The sequence below is a fragment of the Bifidobacterium eulemuris genome (genome assembly GCF_014898155.1).
In the GTDB taxonomy this organism is placed as follows: Bacteria; Actinomycetota; Actinomycetes; order Actinomycetales; family Bifidobacteriaceae; genus Bifidobacterium; species Bifidobacterium eulemuris.
In genome coordinates this window covers 1,632,814-1,654,979 of sequence record NZ_CP062938.1, presented here as the reverse complement: position 1 = coordinate 1,654,979, position 22,166 = coordinate 1,632,814, and the positions used below count along the sequence as shown (strand labels likewise).

Sequence of the window (22,166 nt, the reverse complement as noted above, 5' to 3'; positions counted from 1 at the left end):
CCAATCAGTGGATGAATTGTATGCCCGTGCCGGCGGCGGCGAGCTGGGAGGCGGTGATGGTGCGGGTGGAGACCACGCCGACGCCGCGCGCGTTGGCCTCGCTGATCAGGATCGACCCGTCATCGTAGACGGCCTCGACGATGCCGATGTGCCCGTAGGTGGCGTCGGCTCCGAGCACGCCGCGGTGGAAGCAGATCGCGTCTCCTGGACGTGGGGAGCTGCCGACCGAATATCCCAAAGCGATCGCTTTGCTGCCCCAGTCGCCGCCGTTGCCCATGTACGGGTCGACCGCCTTGCCTATCTGGGCACGGCGAATCGCAGCCCACCAGGTGCATTGTCCCCAAGCGTAGGTGGATCCAGGACTCAGATCGATGCCGGCGGTGCTGACATAGCCGGCCGCGCTGACCGTCAGCGACGGGGAGAGCTGGCCAGTCTGCCCAGATGAATCATCGAAGGTGGCGTCGCCTTGGTATTTGCTAATCAGTCCGGTGATTTTGGACACATAGTTCCGGGTCTCCGTGTAGGGAGGGATGCCGCCATGCTGGACAACCGCGCCCAGACCCGCATTATAGGCGGCAAGAGCGAGGGACAACGTGTCGCCCGACACCGCGCCGGTCCGTTTCAGCCCCTCAACCTGGGTGACGATGGAGCACATGTAGTTGCCTTGGCTCCATATCGCGTCGTGTGGATTCCATACGTCGGCCGTGCCGTCCCCATCGCCGTCCAGACCGTGCGCCGCCCATGTGGATGGCATGAACTGGGCGATGCCCTGAGCTCCAGCGGGGCTTTGCGCCTGGGGATCCCAACCGGATTCGGCCTCGATCTGCGCGGCGATGGCCGCTGGGGTAATCGCGGCGCAGATGCTGCCGGCGCGCTGGACATCCGAGACATATTCCGAAGGCACGTTTTTGACGCCCGCTTGGCCGGTGCCTGCGAACAGTCCGGCGACGCTGACGACAAGCATCACGACGGCGAGCACGCTCGCCGCTATGGGGATGAGCGGCATGCTGATCGACGCGGCGGCTGAGGCGATCGCGGACACGGTGCGAACAGCGACACCTCTAACGAAGTTGGCCGCTGCGACGGCGGCCCTGGCACCTGCTCGCGCAACGTCAGCTCCCGCCCGCGCCGCTCGCACGGGCGCTTTGCGGTGCCGCCACATGCTTTTGACGCTTGACGTGGCTTTGCCCGACGCGCGATATGCGGCGGATCGCGTCGCGGTGGCGATGCGTGACGCGTCGTCGGTATCCGCCTGCATGAGGCGGGTGTCCAGGTCTTTGAGCCGTGCGGATCCGGCACGCCCGACCCGGCCGACGCCGCCTGCCAGGGTTTTGCCCGTCGAACGCAGGGCGGCGATTTTGCCGCTTGCTCCGCCCTTGGCGGCACGTGCGGCGATACGGTCGCTGGCATTGGCCTCGATGATCTTCGTCGGCCGGCCGGAGTTCAATCGTCGCCGTGCGTGCGCGGCCGCTGCTCCGACGCCGTGGCGTAGCGTATTGGCGGTTTTCGACCCCGCACCGGCCGTCACGGAGGCGGTATCGTGGCCGATAATGTCCGCCGTGTCGGTCCGGTCGGCCGCGCCGGCCCATACGGAGGATGTGACGCCCGTCGCGCCATGCGATAGCTTGGCGCTCACCCGCGCGCCGGCACGCGCGCCCGCACGGACGGCGTGGACGGCTTTCGATGCCGGCGCACCCGCGTTGCCCCTCACCGTCACTCCCCGTCTTCAAACTTGGTGTCGTAGAGCGCGTAGAGCAAGCTGTCCTCGTTGATGCGCCCGTCGAACGGCACGTACGCGTTGCCGATCTTCATCAGCCCCTGCCCCGGCAGCACCGTCGTGAAATACTGACGCTGCTCATCCGACAGCTTCAGCAAGTCGCACAGGGCGTCCGCGTCGGTGTCGTTCTGACTCAGCAGCATAAGGAAGTCGGAGTTGGACAGCATGAGTCTGGCCCCGTCATCGATCAGCAGCTCCTCGATGTTCTGGGTAATGCCGGTGATGCCGAGCCCATACTTGCGCGCTCTTTTATAGAGGTCCTTGAATCGGCCGGCCGAGTAGTCGTTGCCGAAGAAGCGGTGGAATTCGTCAACAAACAACCAGGTGCGCCGTCCCTGGGCACGGTTGCGGACGACGCGGTTCCAGGTCTGGTCGATGACCGTCATCATACCGAAGGTGCGCAGCTCCCCCGATAGACCGGACACGTCGAACACCGTGAACCTGGAACGCAGGTCGATATCGGTCTGGCCATTGAAGCCGGACAGGGAGCCGCTGGTGTACGCGTCAAGCGCCAAGGCCAGCAGATGTCCCGCCTCCTCACCCGTGGCTTCCAGCGCGTCACGCAGGTCGGACAATGTGGGCTGGTCGCCGCCGCCACGCTCGCGGTAGGCGACGTACAATCCCATCACGCAGCGGTCCACCAGGCTCTTCTCCACCGCCGACAGGCCGGACTGTCCACCGATGAGGCTGCCGATCAGAGCGACGACCGAATTGGTCTTGTCCTTGACCGGATCGACGTCACCGGCGTCGTCCAGCACGATGTCCAGCGGATTGATGCACCGGTCCGCGCCGGCGCTGATGGGGATGACCTCACCACCGAACGCGTCGGCCAGAGGCACATACTCCTTTTCGGGGTCGATGATAATGACCTCATCATCACGGTTGAGATAGATCGAGCCAATCTCCTGCTTGACGGTGAAGCTTTTTCCGCCGCCCGATGTGCCCAGGATGAAGCCGTTGGAGTTCAGATGGGCGCGCCGGTCCGCGACGATCGGATTACCACTTCTGGCATTGGACCCGTAGAACACACCTCCCGCCTCATAGACTTCCTGTGTGGTGAAGGGGATCAAGATCGCGGCCGAATTGGTGGTCAGCGTGCGGCGCATAGGCAGTGGATTATTGCCTAACGGCAACTCCGCCACCAAGCCCTCCATCTGCATGTATCGCAGCGATTCAGCCTTGCACGACTGGCTGTTGACCCTCGCCTTGACGCTCTTGCAGGCCAGGTCGAGCGCTTCGAGGCTGTCGGCGCTCACACCGATCACGATGAGCGCGTTGACCAAACGCTGGTTGGTTTTCGACAGCTCCTCGCGCATCTCCGCTATCTGGTCGCGCTGGTCGGCCAAGTCATCGGGCAGATCGTCGGGGTCGAGCCCTTGCTTGCGGTTCTTGCGCCGCTGCTCGATGATCTGCATTTTGATCTCGGCGTTTTTGCGGCGCACCTGGGTCAGGCTCTCGCCACGGTCATAGGGGCGCAAGTGGATAGCCACATTGATGCGGGCGCGGATGGATGCCAGCTCGTTGACGAGCTGGTCGGAGAGCTCCGGCGGATAGTCCGAGATCCACAATGTGCGATGGAAATAGCCGGTGTCCGAATACGAGATCTCAAGATCAGCGGAACGCCTGGCATCGATCGCCCAAGGGCAGACCACGTCCTTTATGTCCTCATGTTTTTTGGCGTCATGCCGGGATTCACTAAACCTGAAATGGTCGCCCGGCCGAAGGATCTCCGCCATGAGGCGCAGCCGCTGCTCACGGTCGAGCCGTGTGGCGCGGCATTCGTCGATGCCGCGCATCTGCGCGATCACACTGTTGCATAACGCGTTGAGCGTGCCGACGGCGGTCTCTCTGTCGTGCTCCTCGATCGTGAGGGTGAGCAGTTTGACCGTGTCCGTGTCGCGGCTGGCCATCTCCAAGCGGCGCGTGACGATGCGATTGTAGTCGTCGCGGTATTGGTCCAGTCCGTCGCCGTGGGCATCCATGCGGATGTCGCGCAGGATCGCGTCGATGCCGCGCGTGCGCGTGATCGCGCTGATCTGCACGCATTGTCCGGCGTCGAACATGTTCAGGAGTTTCGCCCACCGGTCGATGATCTCCATCTGATGCGCTTCGGGGCTGAGCTGGTAGTTGATGTCTGCGAACACGATCGATACGCTCCACCGGTCATTGCCAAGATAGGCGATGCCGTTGCGTAGCATCGAGTCGAATCCGATCAGCTCCTTGACGCTATTCGGCACGCGCGCGGACGTTTTGGCGCGGCCCTTGCCTCCATGATTGATCATCGTGTGCGCTCCTTAATCGAGGGACGGGCTGATGTGCGATAGTCCTGGGCCCGGCCGCCCAACAGATACAGGTTGTTTCCCAGGTAATGCCTGACGACATACCCCAGATACTTTTCCGGCAGCAATCCCTTGGGACGCCACCAACCCCACGCCGCTATCGGAACCCCCGGCACGAACACGATGTACATGCACAGGTTGTCCGGCAGACCGACGACCACCCACAGCATGAAATACAGGCCACCACACACCACCGTCAGCAGGACGATGGCGCACAATTGCCGCCAGCTATGACCCATGAACACTTTCGATTCAATCGCGCTGATCTCACGGTAGACAGGCATCTGCAAAGCCATATCAACACCTCTTTCTATTCGCCGCCGAACAGCTTCTTGGCAACGCCATTGCTGACCATCACTATGCCGATCAAAAGCACCGACGACAGCAATAGATTGACGAAGTTATCCATAATCCAACCGGCCAGACTGTCGCCATCCTGGAATGATTCGACCGACATCACCTTGCCCACGAACGCCCGATACAGGATCACCGCGAGATACAAGGTCGCACATTGGAACACCAACGACGCGTACTGCTTGAAATAGTTGACACCCCACTGTCGGGTCTCATCGCATGCCACGAACGCAAGTGGCAGCGGGTTGAACGCAGTGAGCATGTAAATCTGCACGAAACGCAGCAGGACTACGACCGTGAACACGATCACCGCCGCCTTCGACGCAAGATAGGGAATGATCAACAACACCAGGCATGCTATCTGGCCGATGGTGCCCGCCGCGTCGATGGCGTCGCGCATCTGGTCGCCCAGTCCAAGCGAAGATTCATCCCCGCCGGTCGGAGCGGCCGCGGTGAACCCGTCCATGATGCTCTGCCCGATCTGATCGATCGCGGCAAGCAGCAAATCGCTGTGCTGCGCGGCGGTGAACACCAACGCGATCTTCAACATCGCGGCCGCAATCATCTTCACGCCGAGCTCGCGGTCACCATCCACTTTCGTGGACACCCGCGCAAGCTCCAACGTGAACACAATCGCTAGGACGATCGACGCGATCGGTTTGACGGCGGTGGACGCGATGGACAGGCTCAGCCTGTACATCTCAATGCTGTACTCGGCCGGCGTCTGCAAAAGCTGGTCAACGACCGACTGAGATACACCACTGCCGATCGAGTTCAGCAAACCCACCAAAAAATCGACCATGCCAACCCCATGCTACAGTGCGATGGTTTGGAACAACGCGGCGGCAGCAATAATAAGGCCTCCACCGACGACCTGCCAGACACCCGACTGGATCTGCGGACCGTTCTGGTCCTTGAGACCACCGGCGAGACTGATTACGCCCCACACCGCCCAAAGAGCGCCGCCGATAATCGCAAACTGGGCAAAGAGATCCAACGCGGATGTGACGATATTCTCGTTCATGACAATCCTTTCTGATTTTTACCACCACCACTATCGCCCCGTTTTGCAAAATCGAGGCGGGGAAAAAGCGCAAACTGTAGCTCCACCGCTTTACCGATTTCGGTAAATACCGAAAGACCGCTGAGCGGCAGGCCGAATATGCGAATGCGCGGATATGCATGGCATATCCGCGCATTCATTGGTCATGGCCGGCCACGGACGGGAATCATCCCGTGGCCGGTCGTGGTGTCGTCAGGCCGAATGGCGCGCCTGGCTGCCGGTGTCCCTGCGGCGGACGGCCAGCAGGCCGAGGCCTGCGCCGGCGATCAGGATCGCGGCGACGACCACGCCGCCAATCGCGAGGCCGGTGTCCGCCAGAGGCGGCTTGACCTTGGCGCTCCAATCGTCCGTGTTGCTGGTCACGCTCGTGTCGGCGCACATGAGCCGGCCCTCGATCTCGACTGTCTCAGCGGCGTCGGCGTCGGACGTGGCGTCGTCCGAGTCGGGGTCGAGCGGGTCGGTGGTGGCGGGGCACTCGAACAGCGGGACGCCGGTGACTTGGGCGCGGTCGGTGTGCTTGTCGGTCACGCCCTTGAGGGTGCCCTTGACGTCGACCGAGTCGCCCGGCTTGAGCACACGGGTGGACCAGTCGTCGGGGTATTCGAGGTCGACGACCTCGCCGTCGCCCGCGACGGTCTCGTCGGTCAGGTCGAGGTCCTTGGCGAGGTACCATGCTCCGTCGCCCGTGTCCGGATCGACGGCCGACGTGTTCGTGATGCGGAACACGATCGTCTTCTCCTCGTCCTTCGATCCGAGTTCGAGTGCGTCCTTGGTGTCGTCGCGGTCGCCGTCGGGCCAGCCGGATTCCTCGTCGAACTTCTCGATGTGGATGCTCGGCGCGGTGTCGGGCGTGTTGGTGCGCACGACGTTCGACGGACGCTCGACCCCGTTGATTGTCTCGACGAAATCGTTCTCGATGTCGGTGCCGAGCGCGATACGGCGCATGAGCGGGAAGGCGTACCATGCGGCCTCGTGCTCGGTGTCGGCGCTCACGAGCGACTTGTAGAGGTCGGTCGCGCTGACGGTGAACGTGCCGGTCTCCTCGTCCCAGACGGCCTCGAACAGGTCGCCGCCGAACTTCGTGGAGTCGAAGCCGGTGCCGGCAACCTTCTCGCCCGCCTTGGCGATCACCTCGCCGTCCTTGTACAGGTCACGGGCGAGATAGGCCGCCCATGCGCCCTGGTACTCGTCATGCTCGACGTCGAACGGATCGGTGATGCTCCAGTCCGTGACCTCGGGATAGGCGCGGTCCACGGGCAGGACGCTCGAATCGAGACGGTAGAGGAAGAGGCGGTCGAGCCAGATCGAGTGTCCATCAACTGAGTCGCCGTCCACCGACACGACCACGTCCTTGGACGGGTTGATCGGCCTCAAGGGGTTGCTCACCTGGTTGGTGGTCTTGCGCTGGTCGTTGAGGACCTGGGTGGCCTCGTTGACCACGGTGTAGCCGTCATCGACCTTGCTGACCACGAAAGGCAGCACGACCTGGTAGGTCTGGCCCAAGAGCGTCTGGTCGATGGACGGGTCCGCAAGCGGGTCGTAGGAGTCCGATTCGGCGTAGGCCTTCAGATCGGTCGGCTGGGGATCGCCCGGAACGGTCTCGCCCGTGGCCGGAATCGGGGTGTCCACCGTGCGCGCGAAGACGTAGGCCACGCCGTCGATGATCGCGACGTTGAACTTGTCGGTGACGTCCTCGCCCGAAGCGGAGAGCACCTCGATGTCCTGCTCGTTGACAGTGACGTACTCTTGGTCGTAGTCGTCGACGATGCCGGCCTTCCACACCTTGTAGGCGGTGTCCTTTTGGGTGAGATCCAGGGTGACGACGTAGTTGCCCGCGTTGGTCAGCAGCATGGTCTTGCCGTCGATCGACACGCTCGGGTCGCCCTGCTCGTCGGACTGGGTGTCGTCCTTGCTGGGATCGAAGTCCGGGGGCAGGTTGGTGACCTTGTTGGACGGGGTGACGCTGTTGTTGACCGTCAGCTCCCACCGGTTGTCGATGGTCTTGTCGGCAGGGGCGTCCTCGGAGACGACGAACTCGAACTTGAGGCGAAGACGCGGGTTGCCGGCCTTGCGCCATTGTCCGATCAGCTCCTGGTCCGTGACCGTGAGCGTGAAGCTGTGAGCCTCGTCGTCCCATTCGATCTGGTAGCGGTCGGCGTCGATCACGTCGCCCGTGTTCAGGTCCCACATCTCCAGGGTCTGCTTGCTCGGGGTGCCGTATTCGCTCATCTGGTCATGGAAGCTCACGCTTTCGACCTCGGTGCTCAGATCGGACGGCAGCTTGGGCTGCAAGTCGAGCTGGTACTCCACGCGTTCGCCCGGATAGACGACCTTGCCGTCGATGTCCTCCTGCTTGCCGCCCTGGCTCTTCTCCGCGACGACCTTCTTCTTCACCGGCGGGATGTAACCGCAAATGTGCGGCTCGTTCGTCCCGACGGTCTCGTTGTTCACGGTCTGGGAGCCGGAGTTCGTCAGCTTGACGCCGTCGGCGTCGTCGCAGAAGGTCAGCTCGTCGCCGGCCTGCTTGCCGTGGTCCTCGAGGACCTGGCTCGCGCCAGCGCCGTCCGCGAAGTTGACCACGCCGGGTACGAAGAGGGTGATCTGCTTCGGCTGGGCGAGTTCGACCTGTTCGGCCATGTAGTCCGCGTTCGCGGTGGCGGTGATCCTGGTGCCGTCCACACGGATCGTGAACCTATCGGTCACGTCGGTGCCGGTGTTGATGATGTCGGCCACGCTGGACCCCGTGTCGGTGGAGGCCGTGGCCTCGTAGACGCGGATCCGGGAGACGTCGCCCGTGGCGTCGAAGATGTAGTCGGCGTCCGCGTAGTCGTCGGCCAGCTCGATCTTCTCGACCTTGGCGAGGTTCGCCGCCAGGACGCCGTTGACCACGGACCCGACCTGGTCACCATCAAGGAATTTGAGGGTGTCCGCGCCGGTCTTGTTGGTCTCGTCCGGGTCGATCACGGCGTGCCACTGGCCGCCGCTGTAGCGGATCCACGACTTGTCCGGGTTCGGGCTCCATTCCTTGACCTCGGGTGTGTTCGAGGGCACGGTCTGGTCGTTCCACTTCTCCCAACCAGAGTTGGGCACGGTGACGGTCTGGCCCGGCTCGACCACGTCGGCGCGGAACGCGCCCGAGATGGTCAGACGAACCTCGCGGTCGGCGGCCTTGTTATAGGTGTCGGCCAGCAGGTCGGCCTTGGCGGTGACCCACACGCGGCTGTTGTCGCGATGCACGTCGAACAGGCTGGTGGAGTCCTGGCCGTCGATCGTGACCTTCACGCTCGCCTGGTCCAAGTCGATGTACTTCACAGAGCTCGAGAAGTCGTCGCCCAGCTCGTAGGAGGACATGTTCTTCGCGAGGTTCTTCGGCAGAGTGCCGTTGACCGTGACCGCGAAGGTGTCCTGCTGGACGAACGTCTTGCCGTCCGCGCTCACGCTGTTGCTCCAGTCGGGGTCGGACACCTGGCCGGCGACGCCTTGGTCCACGGACCACGCCTTGTCGGGCTTGGGGTTGCGCACGAACACCGGCGGCTCGTTCGTCGGCGTGGTCTCGTTGTTCCACGTCTCGGAGCCCGCGTTGGTCAGCTGCTTCTCGTCGGCCGCATAGTCCGCGTTCGGCGCGGACTTGACGTAGCCGCCGAGGTAGAGCTTGACCTTGCTGGCCGAGGTCTTCAACGCCGTGCCCAGCAGGAACGTGGCCTTGGCCTTGGCAGTCGTGGTGTGGGCCTTGGTATCCACCGTGATGTCGAACTGGTCGGTGCGATCCTTGCCGTCGACGTAGACGCGCACCTGGTCCTGATGGTCCCAGTCGATCCAATCGGCGCTGGCGCTCCAATCATCCGTGATGCTGTAGGACGTCAGCGGGTTGAGGAGGTGGGCGGGGATCTCGCCGTTGACCACCGAGCCGATCGCGTCGCCCGTCACGAACGTGCGGTTATCAGAACCCTGATCGTTGGTGTGGTTCGGATCCTCCGCATGCAGCGCGCCGTCCGCGTCCAGGACCCAGACCTTGTCCGGGCTGGGCGTGACCTTGCCGACCTCGCGGCTGTCACCGGTCTGGCAGGTCTGGTCGTCGCCCGTATAGCACGCCTTGGAATCATCCGGAATCGTATAGTCCGAACCGGTGGGCTTCGCACTCTGAGGCACGTTCAGCGTGTACCAGCGGCTCGCCGCGTTCTTCACATAGGCCTTGACGATGCGCTTGCCCGACTGGGAGTCGTCGACGCTGATGTCGGCGGCGACGGTCGCGCCGGTCTCGTCGGTCACGCTCACCTGCGACACATCGTCCGCGTCCGTGCCGCCGATCACGACCTGCTGGCTGGACACGTCGATGATGTCATAGAGCCAGAAATGCTGGGAGCCGCTGGAGTGCGCCTTGATATGAGCGGTGTACAGGCTTCCGGAGGCGATCTGGTTGTTCGCGTCCGTCACCTGGTCGCCGGCCGCGTTCGTCAGGGTCTTCACCGGCGTGGGAATCGTCGGAGCGTTCCACTTCTCGGCCGGATCGTTCTGACCCCAATGATCCACGGCGGCGGCCATCTTGCCCTGCTTGTCCGCGTGAGTGTCAAAATAATAATCGCCCGACGGCCACGACGTCCACGACGCATCAAGATCGCGATACGAGAACTTCGTCTGCGTGCTCGAGTTGTTCGCCGAGGTCCAGGTCTTCGTCACGCTCTTGGTCGTACCGTCCACACCACGCCAATGCAGCGTGCTCGTGCCGCTCACGTTCTCCACAATCGAGCTACCGTTATTCGACAAGGTGATTGTGTCCGACACTTCGCCGGTGTCACCGGCCTTCGTCGTCGTGCCAGACGCCTGGGTCGAAATGCTCAGGTCATAGTTCGGCTGGGCCGGCTGGTACTTATCCAAGACGATCACCACGATGGAGGCCGTGGAGGAGATGTTGTCCTCCATGATCGAATCCACCGATTTGCTCGCATCCTCCTCGAACGGGTAGGAAGTCTTATATTCGAAAGTTCCAGCGTAGTGATATGTGTTCGGCGCGACGTACTTGTTCCAATTGTCACGCCAGGTCTGCACGTCGTAGATGCCGGAGCCATTCCACACATCCGTCGCAGTGCCACCAGCGCCAGCCACGGCACCCACGGCCACGACGCGGCACTGGGCGTCGGCCTCGCCCGGATGGTTCTTCGCGAAGTTCGCCTCGCATTCGGCGCGCGCGTCGTCCAACGCGCCCTGCGCCTTCTCCCAGCCGTTGTACTGTCCGTCGCTATCGATGATGCTCACGCCCGCGGCGGCCATGGCCTTCGCGACCGACTGCACGTCCGTCGCCGGACCCCATGATCCGGTCTCGTCGTCCTTGTACTGCCAGAACTGCGCGGCAGCGCCTCCGCCACCTCCAGTGCCCGGACGGTTGCCGCCACCGCCATCTGCCAACGCGGTCTGGGCGGTCAGGCCTCCCGCAGCGAGCGTCGCCAACGCGGCCAGCACCGCCAGCGCCTTACGCCCGCCCTTCCTCACACATCCGCCGTCGAGGCCATGACCCCCCGAACGACGATCGAAAAGATCGAAACTCATTCGATTTTCCTTCCTCTAATTACCTAGGTCGACATCCATTCCTCTGGATGCCACCCCACTATCACCCCATTTCGCAAAACCCAAGCGGGGAAAAACACATTTTCCTAAATCGGTATTTACCGGAATACCGAAATACCGAAACGCGCATAGAAAAAGCCCCGCACAAGGCGGGGCTATGAGCGCAGCTGCTTAGTGAATAATCACGCCGTAATCAGGAAGAGTGCCGCAGTCGGTGGTGCATCCGTGTCCGCCGCTGACCGGACCGCCGCTCGACCCTCCTGAGCTGGAACCGGACGATCCACCACCCGAGTAGGTGGGCGTGTAGCTGTAGGAGGGCGTGTAGGACTGCTGGTAGTACTGCTGCGCCTGCTGCTGGGCCTGCGCGGCGGCCTCGGCCTCGGCCTGTGCCTGGGCGGCTGCCGCCTCGGCCTCCTCCTGGGCCTTGCGGTCGGCCTCCTCCTTCGCCTTGATGGAGTCGTTCACGCCTTTCACGGCCTTGGCGATCGCGTCCGCGTCCCGCTCCCCGATAGCGGTCTTCAAGGCCTCGCGGGTGGCGTTGTCCGTCACTTTGCCGTCCGTGGAGTCCAACAGCGTCCGGGCGTCGGAGACGGTCTTGTCCAACACGCTCGCATTGACCGCGTCCACCGCCGTCTGGAGGCTCTTCGTGTGCGACTCGTACCATCCGGACGCGTCGGCCAGGCTCGCCGTGGCCTCGTCCAATCCGATCTTGTCCGTGGCGGTGCAGCCCGCGTACTCGGGGGCCTCGGCGTCGATCGCGTCGGCCAGGTCCGACAACACCGCCGCATCCGCCACGGCATCCTCGGATGTCTCGACGGCATCCGCCGCGTCACCATTGAGCAGGGCGTTGTACTTGTTCATCGCGACTCGCACGGTGTCGGACGCTTCGGCGCAGACGCTTTTCGCCTCGGAGAGCTGGGCGTGATGCCACGCGGCCCATCCACCGATTCCCGCCGCCGCAACGACGACGACGCAAGCGGCGGCGATCGCGAGAATCAGCCACTTCGGACGCTTGGGATCGGGCGCGCTTCCCGTCTCCGCCGTTCCGGCTTTCGCGCCGTCGGCTAGGCCATGGGCCACGAAACCGGCGGCCACATCCTCGACCACGCTCGGAGTCTCCTCGGGCTCCATGTTCTTCTCGTTGGTCATTGTTCTTCCTTTCTTATTGTGTTGATTTTATTCCAGCCCTTCACTCCACGCGAGCTGCACGATATCCGGCACATGAACAGCCATCAGAAACTCCCTCCGGACAAACGTCATAGCGCTCCCGCGAGGATCCACAGATCGCCCGAGACCAAGCCGATCGCCAAGCCCGCCAGTAGGTTCACACAGCCCAGGACAAACATGAGATCGTCTAGGTCGTCCTTCAGGCCGTCGTCCTCGAACTCGCCCCTGACGCGCAGACGGGGATAACCGTGGCGTCCAATCCGACGCCGTCCGAACTCGTTCACCAGTTTGCTGAATACCGCTTCGATGAAGCACGCCGCCGCGACGACGAAAAGGGAAAACATCACATTGAACGACATCCGGCATTCCTTTCTTTTACCGATTTCGGTATTTCGGCGATTCGGTATTTCGGTTTCATTGCAAGTAGGCTTCGAGGGCGGCATCGATCACGTCCTGGAGTCGTTCGTTGCGGTCGGCGGCCCAGACCTTGAGCCGGCGCTTCATGCCGCGCCGCATGCTGACCGAGGTCTTGACCCATTCGTCGTCGCCCGCGTCGGCGCGCATCACATCCGCGGTGATCTTGCGCTGAGCACGCGGCTGGTAGGCGTGCGGCGTCAGGTTTTTCATCGTTCGTCTCCTTCCATGGCGTCCAGGAGCTCGGCGAGCACGTCCGTGTATTCGTGGAGTCTGGTGGGGCGGTGTCCCATGCTCTTTTTGATCTCCTGGCGTTTGCGCACGATGGTGTCGAAGCGGGGAGTGCCGGCTGCGTCTAACGCGGCGAGGGTGTCCGCGCAGGCCGTGGTGCTGGCCTCGGCCCTGACGACCAGCACGGCAGCCGGGATCGAAGCGGGAATGGAGGCCATGGTCGCCCATGCCTGCTGCAAATCGAGCGGAGAGTCAGATGTCGGTACGATGACAAAGTCTGCCACGCGCAGCGCTTCCTCCAGCAGCTTGCCTTGGGGCGGGGCATCCACGATGGCCAGACCCGGCCGGTCGGAGAGGCGGTCGCGCAGCCTGCGCAGCGTCGAGAGGTTGGCCGGCTCGACTGTCACCGCCTCCCAGATTTCGCCAGCCTCCGACGCCATCAGTGCCCATTCGCTCGCCGACGACTGGGGATCGGCGTCCAGGACCACGACAGGCATGTCGGGACGGCGCAATGCGTGGGCGTGGGCGAGATACAGGGCGGACGTGGTCTTGGCGACGCCTCCCTTGGCGTTGGCTATGGTGATGATCCTCATGATGGTTGCTCCTTACGATGGTTTTACCGACTTCGGTATTTCGGTGGTTCGGTGTTTACCGACGTGCCGTCGCGGCGAGGTGCCGTGCGGCGAGGGCGACCGCCTGGCCGATGGTGTCCGGGGACGCGACGACCCGCAGCTCGCCGGCCGCGCCCTGGGCGCGGACCTCCAACCCCGGTTCGCTGCGATGGTCCGTGTCACCGGTGATCTCGACCGTGACCGGGGTGACGGTGATCTCGCCGGTGGTGAGGTGGACGCTGATCTCGGTCAGGGCCTTGGCCCATCCCTGCCGCGTGCGCACGGACCGGCGGACACGACCGAACCTCGCGGCCGGGTCCAGCCGTCTGGCCTCCGATTCGATGGCGGAGGCGGCGTGTTTATTGATGGTCCTCATTGCCCGTCCTTAGAAGAGGGTGCCTTGCGCAGAGACCGGCTCTCTCCGCTGCTTTTTCTGACGCCACATCTGATGGCGCGCATCTTTGGCACAGATAATGATTTCTGGATGACCGGCGAGCCAATCACGCACAGCGGGCTGCGAGAGTTTGTGGATCCGTCGCGACGCAGTATCAAACGCTTTAGCTACACGTCGCGCGAGGATTGTGCGCTCCTCATAGCTGAGACCACCGATGATCGTGTTGTCACGGACCGGTGAGACCAAGGCGCGCGACAGGCAATCAACACGGAGGGGACACTGATCGCACAATTGCCGCCCCATGGCTCTCGCGGGACGGTCGAGCGAGTATTCGCCATCCTCACCTAAGACCATGCCCCACATACGGTCGGCGCGTTCGGGATCCTTGGCCGCGATCTGAGCGCACACTCCGATGCCGCTCATGACGCCACCTCCAAGGATTCTCGTGCGCCGGCGAACATGCGTCCGCCGTTCGCCGCGCGTTGGCGGGCGAGCTCGGCCATGTCCCGCTCACGCCGTCCGCGCTCTTCGCGCAGCAGGTCGGCGAGACGGGCCGCGATCGACGCGTTGTCGTCGCCTGCTTCCAGCCATGCGAGGACCTGGTCGGCGTGGGCGCGGCGGCGGGTCGGGTCGGGGTTGGCGTCGACGGCGCGACCGCAGTCGAGCAGACGGCGCACATGCGTGCAGCCGGCCGTGTGGACGTGCCGTGCGTCCGGATGCTCGACAGGTCTGACCGATGTGTGGCGTGCGACGGCGCGCTGCTCGATGGCCCGGTCGTCCTCGATCTCGTCCCACAGGCGGGCGAGCTGGCGGCCGGTGCGGATTCGTTTGGCCCACCAGTCGCGGTTGATGGCCCATCGCAGCGTCACGACGATCAGGTCGAAGGCGCTCAATGGGGCGTGCAGGGCCTGCAAGCGGCGATGCAGGGCGCGGATGGCCTTGCGGTCGCGGCCGGTCGGCTCGGGCGTGGTCAGTCCAGCGCCGGAGCGGATGTCGTGCAGTCGGCGCAGCAGCTCGTCGGCGACAGCATCGGATTCGGAGAGACCGTCGGTCGGGTCCGGCGCGGCCTCGACCTCGGCGAGGTATTCCACCCACTCGCCGTCCGCCCCTTCGTCCTCGGAGGCCTCCCCGCCGGGGAGATGTCCCGAAGGGACAGAGGGGGTATTTGTTGTTGGATTTGTTATATATAGGTCAGCCCTGTCACTGGTGACTAGTCTGGCGCTGTCACTGGTGACAGAGCTGGGGGTGTCGACCGGTTGGGGATCGTTTTCCGGCCCAGTCATTTTGATCGGGCTGGGTTTTGGCTTGTTTCCACCGTTTTCCAGCTCTATCATTTTGATAGGGCTGGATTTTTCGGATACTGATGTGGGCTCCTGCGATGGGGTTTTCCCGGCTTCGGCGCGGCGGCGCGCACGCTCCTCGCGGGCCTGGCGTCCGGGCTTCTCGGACACCTGCTCCAGGGCGACGCCCATGCAGCACTCCCACACGATGGGACGGTACTGCGCCTGGACCGGATTGCCACGCTCGTCCCATCGCGACAACTCCTGGTTACCCCGGCGGATCACGCCCGCCTTTTCAAGGTCCCTCAACGCGCGGCGCACGGATGCCTCGGAGGTGTGAGCCTCCAGCATCAGGGTCTTGATCGAGGGCCACGCGCTGCGCCCGTCGGGCTGGCAACGGTCGGCCAGGGCGATCAGCACCAGACGCGAGGTCGCGGTCGGACACGGGGCCTCACGCAGGGCCCAGCTCGTGCACTGCCAGCTCATGACGATCTCACCTCCATATGTTCGACATCGGCCGCGAGCGAGTCGAGACCGATGCTGGCGAGGATCGACCGCGCAGTGTCCGCGAGCTCGGGACTGCGACGCCAGCGAGCCATGCAGTGGTCGATGCGCTTATAGCCGATCAGCTCGGGAGGCAGGCCCGCGTGACGGAAGATGGACACCGGCCCCTCGCCCATGGCATCGAGCAGAAGGACCTGGATTTTGAAGTCCTCGGTGTAGGTGATGCGGTCCTCGGTCACACGACCGACGGCCGGCAAAGCATTGAGATAGCGAATCTGCGCGCGGGTGAACTTAGCCCTCATGCCATCCGCCTCCCGACTCATGGTCGGCGGCATCGGCTGCGTGGGCGGCGCGGCACATGGCCAGCACCCACAGCATCAGACCGGCCCACAAGAGCACGCCGAGCAGAATCGCGACGACCATCATCGCGCCACCTCCGATCCGGCGGGATGCAGACACATCGACACGTTGGCGCGTTCGCAATCCGTGACGGCTCCGACGATCCCGGCACCGATCTTCACGCCAAGTGAGAATTCGTTCGGCTCCATCGAGTCGCAGACCGCCGAGGACAGGCCCTCCGACACATCGCGCACCTCCGACGCGAGATCACGACGGCCGGCCAGGTACGCCAGCGCCACAATCTCGCGGACCGTCATATCACCGGTCACACGCGCCGCCAGCACGTCGATCGATCCCGCGTACATCGTCATCGCGTCGCTCATGCGCGCACCTCCGATCGAGTCGGCGCGGCAAGCGTCCATTCCAGCAGCGTCATGGCCGCATCAACCTCATTGGCGGCGTGTAACGCGGACAAAGCACAACCGACCGCTGCAGCAAGTAGCAATCCGGCTACGACTACGAGGCCAAGGAAACCCGCCGCTATTGAGCCGGATGCCGCGATGGCGGCAAGACGCTCCAGCCTGCGACCGCGCGCGCTGTAATGGCCCACCTGCGATAGCCAATAATGAGATTCCTCGGAATTTCCCACTTGAAAAACATTGTTTTCCCCGCCTCGATTTTCAGCAGCGGCATTAGGCTTACAAAAAGACTTGGTAAAGTCGTGCATTGTGATCACTCCAATCAATGCATGAGCAACAAGGTCGAATCCTGCAAGAAACGGACCTTGAAACTCGGATGATGATTACACCGCCGGTTTCTGGTGCGCCAACATCAGAAACCGGCATTTACTTAGACGATTAAGACAACACCTCCGATTCCTTGCGAGTGGACTCGATGACGAAATCAGACGTCAAGCCGTGCGCGCGAAACCATGCCAAATCCGGCTCCTGCCACCACACTTTCCCGTTCATCTTCTGCGTTACGGAAGCTTTGGACTGCCTAGTCTCATTAGCGATTGCCTGATAGGACCAGCCATGATCTTTCGCCCATTGCTTCAGCGGATTCATCACCACTCCTTTGTTAATATTAACTGTCAGTTAGCACTATAGCGGATAGTTTGACTAACCGCAAATCGAAGGACTAGAATCGTAAGTAATTCACGCTTAATAGTGCAACAAGAGGTTAAGATGACAGCAACAGATGCCGCACAAATCATCCGCGATGATGCTTTCGACGCTGATTATGCCGACAAAATCCTGCGCTTCAATCTACGCATACTCATGGGAGCATCAGGCGAAGGAAAGAATCAGTCCTACTTTGCGAAACTGTTCGGCATCACAACTGCCGGCATGAGCCAGAAACTCAGCAAGCCCGGCCGCCTGACCTATCAAGAAGTATTAATCATTGCGCACGAGCTACATACCACCGTTGCCGCGCTTTCAGATGACACCCTGTATCGCCAAACGCAAGCGATGTACGCACAAATCGAAGGATTGTCCGACGACATCCAAAGAATGACCAGCTCAAAAATCGCCGAATGGAAAGGCGAGAAACAAAAAGCCTCCGGAACCGAAGCTCCGGAGGCGATGGTACCCCCCGTGGGATTCGAACCCACAACCCACGAGTTTGGCGTGTGAATTGGCCTATCTCGCCAATCGGATGTCAGAACCCGTCATTGACAGATCAAACGGATGGTTCAGGCGCGCATTGGGCGCCATTGTGACAAACAAACGGGGGCCTCTGCGCGCAGAGAATGAACGAACTGCGCGCAGAGACCCCCGTCCTAACGGAATTGTGAAGTATCAGGCGGCTTCCGGAGCGGCGACCTCATCGGCCTCCGCCTCGTCCTCGGCCTTATCCAGACCCAGATCCACCGGCGAGGAGCTGTTCTCCCACGGCTCCTCCCACGGATCGTAATCCGGATTCTGCTGCTTGTAGATATACAGACCCACGGCAGCGGCGAGCAGCGCGCCGAACAGCAGCGCGAAGAACTTCCAACCGTTAGAAGACTTATTCTCCATGACGGCTCCTTTCCCTGAGGATGTTGGCCAGTCTGCCCATTCAGGCCGACCCTGCTCTCCATCTTAATCCCGCTGTTGTGACGATTGGGTGAGATTGCCGCAAGGAATAGCGCTTGTTGTGTCGGGCGGCGGCGGGTCGAATTCGAGCGCCCCCATATGCCGCCCATCCACCTGATATCCCTATCGATGGGCTTGCGCCGCCCCGCGTCTCCGGCCGCCTCGAAGCCCCCGACGGAACGCCTGAGGCGAAAGCGCGGGCCAGCCGATACCATGGAGCTCATGACACGATTCAGCATGTTCCCCCAGTCCCCCGTGCCCAGTCTGAACAAGAAAGCCATCGCCTACGAATGGAAGAACGGCGGGCCCGTGATCACATGGGCGATTATCGCCATCTGCGTGGCGGTGTGGCTGGTGGAGGTGCTGACGCGGCTGCTCATGCCGCAAGTCTTCTCCGCATTGGTCTCCGCCGGCATGGTGATGCCCGCCACGATGGTGCTCCGCCCGTGGACGTGGCTTACCTCGATGTTCCTGCACGCGCCCAGCATGCTGCATATTCTGTTCAATATGCTGGCCCTATATTCCGTAGGGCCGATTCTGGAGCGCATGATGGGCCACTGGCGTTATCTCGCGCTCTACCTGATCTCCGGATTCGGCGGCAGCGTGGGGCTGCTCGTATGGGCGCGGCTGACCGGCGACTGGTTCACCGCGGCCTATGGCGCGTCCGGCGCGCTGTTCGGCCTGTTCGCCGCGCTGCTGGTGGTGTATCGCCGCATCGGTGTGGATATTCGGTCGATGCTGATCTGGATGGGCATCAACTTTCTGATGCCGTTGGTGGTCGGCAATATCGCGTGGCAGGCGCATGTGGGCGGATTCGTGGTGGGCGGCGCGCTCACCTGGCTGCTGGTGTCCGGCGTGCCCGCGCTGCGCCGGCGTTCGTTCACCCAGCGCATGTGGATCTACGGTACGGCCATGGTGGTGCTGTTGCTGATCGTGGTCGTGGTCTGCACGCCGTATCTGTGGATGTGAGTCCGCGGATGTGACGCTGCCCCCCCGCCCGGCTGCAGCCCGCAAGAGTCATTCGAGGCGCGAAGTCTGGTGAAGCACGCATGCGGGGCGGTGTCGTGTCGATGTCCGGAGCGGTGCATCTGCGTTAGCGGTAGTGGATTTTCAGGCTTGCAGAGGTCGATCTGCGTTAGCGGTAGTGTGCTTTGGGCGATACATGAAGTATCCGCTCCGCCATTTCAACGGTTGTACTCGCGATAACGCCAAAAGGGCACTACCGCTAACGCAGATCGACCTTTGCGCTCTCTTGTTTCCACTACCGCTAACGCAGATAGTCCGAACCGGATAATCGACGCGGGTCGTTTGAGCCTCGCATCCGGACCGGAGCGGTGCCTCTGATGCATCATCCCAAGTGCAACGCAGTCTTCACTTCCGCCGGTGAATTACACGCGTGTAGTTTTCCACATCATGTGGAAAACAATGTGGATAAACCACGTAAGTTATCCACAGTTATCCCCACAGGTGAGTTGTGCACAAGTTATCCACCGAGCCAATGTGGATAATAAATCGTTGAAATTCCGCTGAAATTAGACTGTGGATAACTTAATGTGGATAACTTTTTCAACAGTGCATAACTGTGGATAACGCTTTCCACATCATGTGCGTAAGTGGATAACTCAACTCCGCGCACGGTGGATAACTGCCTTGCCCCCTGGTGGATAACCAACCTTGCCCGCAATCGACCATCATGTTTTACGGCACAATCCGACGGGGATAACAGAAGATCCCGTGAAACATGGGTAATCATCGTGTTTCACGGGATCTTCTGACTGTTTGCAATGCGTATGAGGGATGTGTCGTATTCGTGCCGTATGTGGCCATCGCAGCGCTATGCCATACAGTGTTTACGGTGCTACGATGCCACAGCATCACGGTGCTACAGCAGCAGTCGCGCGGAGGCGGCGGCGCCTCGGGCCACGGTGTCGTCGCCGTCATCGGCGTGGGTGATCGCCACCTCACGCGCGATGGGCACGGGGTAGGCGGCGATGCCGCGGCGGATCGCGGGCTCCAACAGATCCCACGATTTGGCCACGCTGCCGCCGATCACCACCTCGTCGATATCAAGCAGCGACTGGCAGATGGCCACGGCCTTGGCCACGCTGTCGCCGGCCTGGCTCCACAATGCCTGCGCGCGCTCGTCGCCGGAACGGGCCAAGTCGCCGATGGCGCGGGTGTCCTCGTCGCCTCCGGTGGCCTCATGCCACAGGCGGGCGATGCCGCGTCCGCCGGCCAGCGCCTCCAAATGTCCGCGCGCCCCACAGGTGCAGGGTACGTCGTCGAATCCGGGAATATGGCCGATCTCTCCGGCGGAATACCCTGTGCCGCGGAAGATGCCGCCGTTGAGCCACATCGCGCCGCCGACGCCGGTGCCGAGCATCAGCCCCAGCACGCTGCGCCGCTGCTCATCCTGCGGGCGGTTGGCCATCTGCGCGATCAGGAAGGCGTTCACATCGTTCTCCATCGCCACCGGCACGTCGCACCAGCGCTGCAGCGCGGTGCGGGCGTTATAGCCCGCCCACCCGTGGAAGGAGTCAGAGGCCGCGGTCACAACGCCATGCTCCGAATCGATCAGCCCTGCGGCGCCCACGCCGATCGCGGCGATGGTGGCCGGCTCTCCGGCGTTGGCCGTGGCCCACGCGCGCCCCGCTTCGGTGAGGGTGTCGGCCTGCCCCGCGCCCAAGTCGGCGAGCAGAGTGTCGGCCATCGCGCACGCCGAAGCGATCATCGCGTCACCGCCTTCGCTGGCGGGGGTCGGCGCGCAGGTGGAGGCGAGCAGCGCCAGGTCGGCGTCATACAGGCACACCATGATTTTGGTGCCTCCTATATCGATGCCGAGCAGCAGAGATGATGTCATCATTGGTCCTTTCTGATGAGCCGTGTCACCGCGTCGGCGCAGATCGTGGCACGTATGTTTCGGTGGTCGCACGGCGGGTCTCATAGTCGCCCCACGCGCGCTTGCATCACTGCGACCGCCTGCCCCAACAGCACGATATCGTCGCCCTGCTCGCATCGGCGGACGCGTGTGGGGGTGTGGAATTGGGATGAGGTGAGACGGTTGACGGTTTGTTCGGCCGCGCTGAGGAAAGTCTCGCCGACGATGTCCGCGGGGCCGTAGATGGCCACGTCCGACAGGTCGAGCAGGCTCGCCGGCACGGACAGCGCGGTGCCGAGCCGCTCGCCCGCGAGGGTGAGGATTTCCTGGCGCTGGTCGGGGTTGTTGATCAGCTGTGCATGGAGCACGGGTGCCGAGATCAGCGTTTCCAGGCAGCCGCGCTTGCCGCAGGGGCATTCGGGACCGTCCGGGTCGACGACGACGTGGCCGATTTCGCCGGCCGCGTGGCCGATGCCGTACACCAGTTTGTCGTCGACCAGCACGGCGGCGCCGATGCCGCTGGTGATCTGGATGAACAGGGTGTCGGGGCCGCCGTCGCCGAGGAAGCGCTCGGCGAGCAGCGCGGTGTTGGCGTCGTTGCATACGCGCGTGTGCACGCCGAACTCGCCTTCGACGAGGTCGCGCAGTTCGAGGTTCGCCCAACCGAGGTTGGCGGACAGCAGGACGCGGCCTTCGGTGGTCACGACGCCGGGGATGGAGATGCCGATGCCGAGCACGTGGTCGTCGGCGCGGTCGATGAGTTCGCGGATGGTGTCGATGACGTCGTCAAGGCTGACGGTGTTGGCGGCTTCCAGCGGAATCTCCATGCGGTGCACGATGCGGCCCTGCAGGTTGACCAGCGCGCCGCGCATGACGTACGGCTGCGAAAGGTCGATGGAGACGATGCGCCAGACGTCGGGGTCGATGGTGAGTAGGCGACCGCGTTTGCCGCGGCCTTCGCGCTCGTCGGTGCCGCTTTCGCGCAGAATGGCCTTGTCGAGCATGTCTGACGCGGCTTCGGAGGCGGCCACGCGGGAAAGTCCCGTTTGGCGGCCGAGCTCGGCTCGGGACATGCGGTTCTGCGGGAACAGCAGGTCGAACATGAGCAGACGGTTGATGACGCGGATATCAGAGGGGTCGGCCTTGGAGGCAGCGCGGGGTGCGTTCATGGGAAC

The 22,166-nt window shown here is 62.9% G+C and carries 23 protein-coding genes; 2 read left to right on the top strand and 21 right to left on the bottom strand.

Annotated elements, in window-relative coordinates; translation table 11 throughout:
• Positions 1–4 precede the first annotated feature (4 nt).
• The 18 genes from BE0216_RS07195 to BE0216_RS07115 all read right to left on the bottom strand — a co-directional run bounded on the left by BE0216_RS07195 (position 5) and on the right by BE0216_RS07115 (position 17,102).
• Positions 5–1,711 carry a lytic transglycosylase domain-containing protein gene (locus tag BE0216_RS07195; protein ID WP_083570385.1) on the bottom strand — a complete coding sequence of 569 codons (1,707 nt, stop codon included), beginning with the start codon at positions 1,709–1,711 and terminating at the stop codon, positions 5–7.
• A 2-nt stretch (positions 1,712–1,713) separates the two neighbouring features.
• Positions 1,714–4,059: a VirB4-like conjugal transfer ATPase, CD1110 family gene (locus tag BE0216_RS07190; RefSeq protein ID WP_072727099.1), complete on the bottom strand. Its 2,346-nt coding sequence runs from the start codon at positions 4,057–4,059 to the stop codon at positions 1,714–1,716.
• Positions 4,056–4,412 carry a PrgI family protein gene (locus tag BE0216_RS07185; RefSeq protein WP_072727100.1) on the bottom strand — a complete coding sequence of 119 codons (357 nt, stop codon included), beginning with the start codon at positions 4,410–4,412 and terminating at the stop codon, positions 4,056–4,058. The genes BE0216_RS07190 and BE0216_RS07185 overlap by 4 nt, the downstream gene beginning before the upstream one ends.
• A 14-nt stretch (positions 4,413–4,426) precedes the next feature.
• Positions 4,427–5,272: a type IV secretion system protein gene (locus tag BE0216_RS07180; RefSeq protein WP_072727101.1), complete on the bottom strand. Its 846-nt coding sequence runs from the start codon at positions 5,270–5,272 to the stop codon at positions 4,427–4,429.
• Positions 5,273–5,284: 12 nt separating this feature from the next.
• The gene (locus BE0216_RS07175; protein WP_072727102.1) at positions 5,285–5,494 is read right to left on the bottom strand and encodes a hypothetical protein; all 210 of its coding nucleotides are present in this window, start codon (positions 5,492–5,494) and stop codon (positions 5,285–5,287) included.
• Positions 5,495–5,725: 231 nt separating this feature from the next.
• Entirely contained in the window at positions 5,726–11,077 is a 5,352-nt protein-coding gene (locus tag BE0216_RS07170) for an LPXTG cell wall anchor domain-containing protein (protein WP_094635790.1), read from the bottom strand.
• A gap of 189 nt (positions 11,078–11,266) precedes the next feature.
• Entirely contained in the window at positions 11,267–12,244 is a 978-nt protein-coding gene (locus tag BE0216_RS07165) for a hypothetical protein (protein WP_094635791.1), read from the bottom strand.
• Between the two features lie 107 nt (positions 12,245–12,351).
• Entirely contained in the window at positions 12,352–12,621 is a 270-nt protein-coding gene (locus BE0216_RS07160; RefSeq protein ID WP_072727103.1) for a hypothetical protein, read from the bottom strand.
• 55 nt (positions 12,622–12,676) lie between these two features.
• A complete protein-coding gene (locus tag BE0216_RS07155; RefSeq protein ID WP_072727104.1) occupies positions 12,677–12,889 on the bottom strand; it encodes a hypothetical protein in 213 nt (70 codons plus the stop codon).
• Positions 12,886–13,500: a ParA family protein gene (locus BE0216_RS07150; RefSeq protein WP_072727105.1), complete on the bottom strand. Its 615-nt coding sequence runs from the start codon at positions 13,498–13,500 to the stop codon at positions 12,886–12,888. Before BE0216_RS07150 ends, BE0216_RS07155 begins: the two co-directional genes overlap by 4 nt.
• A gap of 55 nt (positions 13,501–13,555) precedes the next feature.
• Positions 13,556–13,894, bottom strand: coding sequence for a hypothetical protein (locus BE0216_RS07145; RefSeq protein ID WP_072727106.1), 339 nt, complete (start codon positions 13,892–13,894; stop codon positions 13,556–13,558).
• A 9-nt stretch (positions 13,895–13,903) separates the two neighbouring features.
• The gene (locus tag BE0216_RS07140) at positions 13,904–14,335 is read right to left on the bottom strand and encodes a WhiB family transcriptional regulator (RefSeq protein ID WP_072727107.1); all 432 of its coding nucleotides are present in this window, start codon (positions 14,333–14,335) and stop codon (positions 13,904–13,906) included.
• Positions 14,332–15,678 carry a helix-turn-helix domain-containing protein gene (locus tag BE0216_RS07135; protein ID WP_072727108.1) on the bottom strand — a complete coding sequence of 449 codons (1,347 nt, stop codon included), beginning with the start codon at positions 15,676–15,678 and terminating at the stop codon, positions 14,332–14,334. The genes BE0216_RS07140 and BE0216_RS07135 overlap by 4 nt, the downstream gene beginning before the upstream one ends.
• Positions 15,675–15,998, bottom strand: a complete 324-nt coding sequence (locus BE0216_RS07130) for a hypothetical protein (protein ID WP_072727109.1) — start codon at positions 15,996–15,998, stop codon at positions 15,675–15,677. The genes BE0216_RS07135 and BE0216_RS07130 overlap by 4 nt, the downstream gene beginning before the upstream one ends.
• Positions 15,988–16,122, bottom strand: a complete 135-nt coding sequence (locus BE0216_RS12090) for a hypothetical protein (RefSeq protein WP_264298334.1) — start codon at positions 16,120–16,122, stop codon at positions 15,988–15,990. The genes BE0216_RS07130 and BE0216_RS12090 overlap by 11 nt, the downstream gene beginning before the upstream one ends.
• The gene (locus tag BE0216_RS07125; protein WP_143148024.1) at positions 16,119–16,418 is read right to left on the bottom strand and encodes a hypothetical protein; all 300 of its coding nucleotides are present in this window, start codon (positions 16,416–16,418) and stop codon (positions 16,119–16,121) included. The genes BE0216_RS12090 and BE0216_RS07125 overlap by 4 nt, the downstream gene beginning before the upstream one ends.
• Positions 16,415–16,762, bottom strand: a complete 348-nt coding sequence (locus BE0216_RS07120) for a hypothetical protein (RefSeq protein WP_143148025.1) — start codon at positions 16,760–16,762, stop codon at positions 16,415–16,417. Before BE0216_RS07120 ends, BE0216_RS07125 begins: the two co-directional genes overlap by 4 nt.
• A gap of 130 nt (positions 16,763–16,892) precedes the next feature.
• Complete coding sequence (locus tag BE0216_RS07115) at positions 16,893–17,102, bottom strand: hypothetical protein (RefSeq protein ID WP_083570382.1); 210 nt, start codon at positions 17,100–17,102, stop codon at positions 16,893–16,895.
• Between the two features lie 120 nt (positions 17,103–17,222).
• Between BE0216_RS07115 and BE0216_RS07110 the strand changes: the two genes are divergently transcribed.
• On the top strand, positions 17,223–17,672 hold the full coding sequence (locus BE0216_RS07110; RefSeq protein ID WP_143249251.1) for a hypothetical protein: 450 nt from the start codon (positions 17,223–17,225) through the stop codon (positions 17,670–17,672).
• Positions 17,673–17,837: 165 nt separating this feature from the next.
• Here BE0216_RS07110 and BE0216_RS07105 read toward each other — a convergent pair whose 3' ends face one another.
• The gene (locus BE0216_RS07105) at positions 17,838–18,056 is read right to left on the bottom strand and encodes a hypothetical protein (RefSeq protein WP_094635793.1); all 219 of its coding nucleotides are present in this window, start codon (positions 18,054–18,056) and stop codon (positions 17,838–17,840) included.
• Positions 18,057–18,335: 279 nt separating this feature from the next.
• Here BE0216_RS07105 and BE0216_RS07100 point away from each other — a divergent pair, with 279 nt between their 5' ends.
• Positions 18,336–19,082 carry a rhomboid family intramembrane serine protease gene (locus BE0216_RS07100; RefSeq protein ID WP_094635794.1) on the top strand — a complete coding sequence of 249 codons (747 nt, stop codon included), beginning with the start codon at positions 18,336–18,338 and terminating at the stop codon, positions 19,080–19,082.
• 913 nt (positions 19,083–19,995) lie between these two features.
• Here the strand turns inward: BE0216_RS07100 and BE0216_RS07095 are convergent.
• On the bottom strand, positions 19,996–20,976 hold the full coding sequence (locus tag BE0216_RS07095; protein ID WP_158217160.1) for an ROK family protein: 981 nt from the start codon (positions 20,974–20,976) through the stop codon (positions 19,996–19,998).
• Positions 20,977–21,053: 77 nt separating this feature from the next.
• Positions 21,054–22,160: an ROK family protein gene (locus BE0216_RS07090; RefSeq protein ID WP_094635796.1), complete on the bottom strand. Its 1,107-nt coding sequence runs from the start codon at positions 22,158–22,160 to the stop codon at positions 21,054–21,056.
• Positions 22,161–22,166: the final 6 nt, after the last annotated feature.

What these genes read in the sequence shown, in the direction of transcription:
- BE0216_RS07190 (WP_072727099.1), bottom strand. Translation starts at nt 4,059, where the DNA reads ATGATCAATCATGGAGGCAAGGGCCGCGCCAAAACGTCCGCGCGCGTG.
- BE0216_RS07185 (WP_072727100.1), bottom strand. Translation starts at nt 4,412, where the DNA reads ATGGCTTTGCAGATGCCTGTCTACCGTGAGATCAGCGCGATTGAATCG.
- BE0216_RS07180 (WP_072727101.1), bottom strand. Translation starts at nt 5,272, where the DNA reads ATGGTCGATTTTTTGGTGGGTTTGCTGAACTCGATCGGCAGTGGTGTA.
- BE0216_RS07175 (WP_072727102.1), bottom strand. Translation starts at nt 5,494, where the DNA reads ATGAACGAGAATATCGTCACATCCGCGTTGGATCTCTTTGCCCAGTTT.
- BE0216_RS07170 (WP_094635790.1), bottom strand. Translation starts at nt 11,077, where the DNA reads ATGAGTTTCGATCTTTTCGATCGTCGTTCGGGGGGTCATGGCCTCGAC.
- BE0216_RS07165 (WP_094635791.1), bottom strand. Translation starts at nt 12,244, where the DNA reads ATGACCAACGAGAAGAACATGGAGCCCGAGGAGACTCCGAGCGTGGTC.
- BE0216_RS07160 (WP_072727103.1), bottom strand. Translation starts at nt 12,621, where the DNA reads ATGTCGTTCAATGTGATGTTTTCCCTTTTCGTCGTCGCGGCGGCGTGC.
- BE0216_RS07155 (WP_072727104.1), bottom strand. Translation starts at nt 12,889, where the DNA reads ATGAAAAACCTGACGCCGCACGCCTACCAGCCGCGTGCTCAGCGCAAG.
- BE0216_RS07150 (WP_072727105.1), bottom strand. Translation starts at nt 13,500, where the DNA reads ATGAGGATCATCACCATAGCCAACGCCAAGGGAGGCGTCGCCAAGACC.
- BE0216_RS07145 (WP_072727106.1), bottom strand. Translation starts at nt 13,894, where the DNA reads ATGAGGACCATCAATAAACACGCCGCCTCCGCCATCGAATCGGAGGCC.
- BE0216_RS07140 (WP_072727107.1), bottom strand. Translation starts at nt 14,335, where the DNA reads ATGAGCGGCATCGGAGTGTGCGCTCAGATCGCGGCCAAGGATCCCGAA.
- BE0216_RS07135 (WP_072727108.1), bottom strand. Translation starts at nt 15,678, where the DNA reads ATGAGCTGGCAGTGCACGAGCTGGGCCCTGCGTGAGGCCCCGTGTCCG.
- BE0216_RS07130 (WP_072727109.1), bottom strand. Translation starts at nt 15,998, where the DNA reads ATGAGGGCTAAGTTCACCCGCGCGCAGATTCGCTATCTCAATGCTTTG.
- BE0216_RS12090 (WP_264298334.1), bottom strand. Translation starts at nt 16,122, where the DNA reads ATGATGGTCGTCGCGATTCTGCTCGGCGTGCTCTTGTGGGCCGGTCTG.
- BE0216_RS07125 (WP_143148024.1), bottom strand. Translation starts at nt 16,418, where the DNA reads ATGAGCGACGCGATGACGATGTACGCGGGATCGATCGACGTGCTGGCG.
- BE0216_RS07120 (WP_143148025.1), bottom strand. Translation starts at nt 16,762, where the DNA reads ATGCACGACTTTACCAAGTCTTTTTGTAAGCCTAATGCCGCTGCTGAA.
- BE0216_RS07115 (WP_083570382.1), bottom strand. Translation starts at nt 17,102, where the DNA reads ATGAATCCGCTGAAGCAATGGGCGAAAGATCATGGCTGGTCCTATCAG.
- BE0216_RS07110 (WP_143249251.1), top strand. Translation starts at nt 17,223, where the DNA reads ATGACAGCAACAGATGCCGCACAAATCATCCGCGATGATGCTTTCGAC.
- BE0216_RS07105 (WP_094635793.1), bottom strand. Translation starts at nt 18,056, where the DNA reads ATGGAGAATAAGTCTTCTAACGGTTGGAAGTTCTTCGCGCTGCTGTTC.
- BE0216_RS07100 (WP_094635794.1), top strand. Translation starts at nt 18,336, where the DNA reads ATGACACGATTCAGCATGTTCCCCCAGTCCCCCGTGCCCAGTCTGAAC.
- BE0216_RS07095 (WP_158217160.1), bottom strand. Translation starts at nt 20,976, where the DNA reads ATGATGACATCATCTCTGCTGCTCGGCATCGATATAGGAGGCACCAAA.
- BE0216_RS07090 (WP_094635796.1), bottom strand. Translation starts at nt 22,160, where the DNA reads ATGAACGCACCCCGCGCTGCCTCCAAGGCCGACCCCTCTGATATCCGC.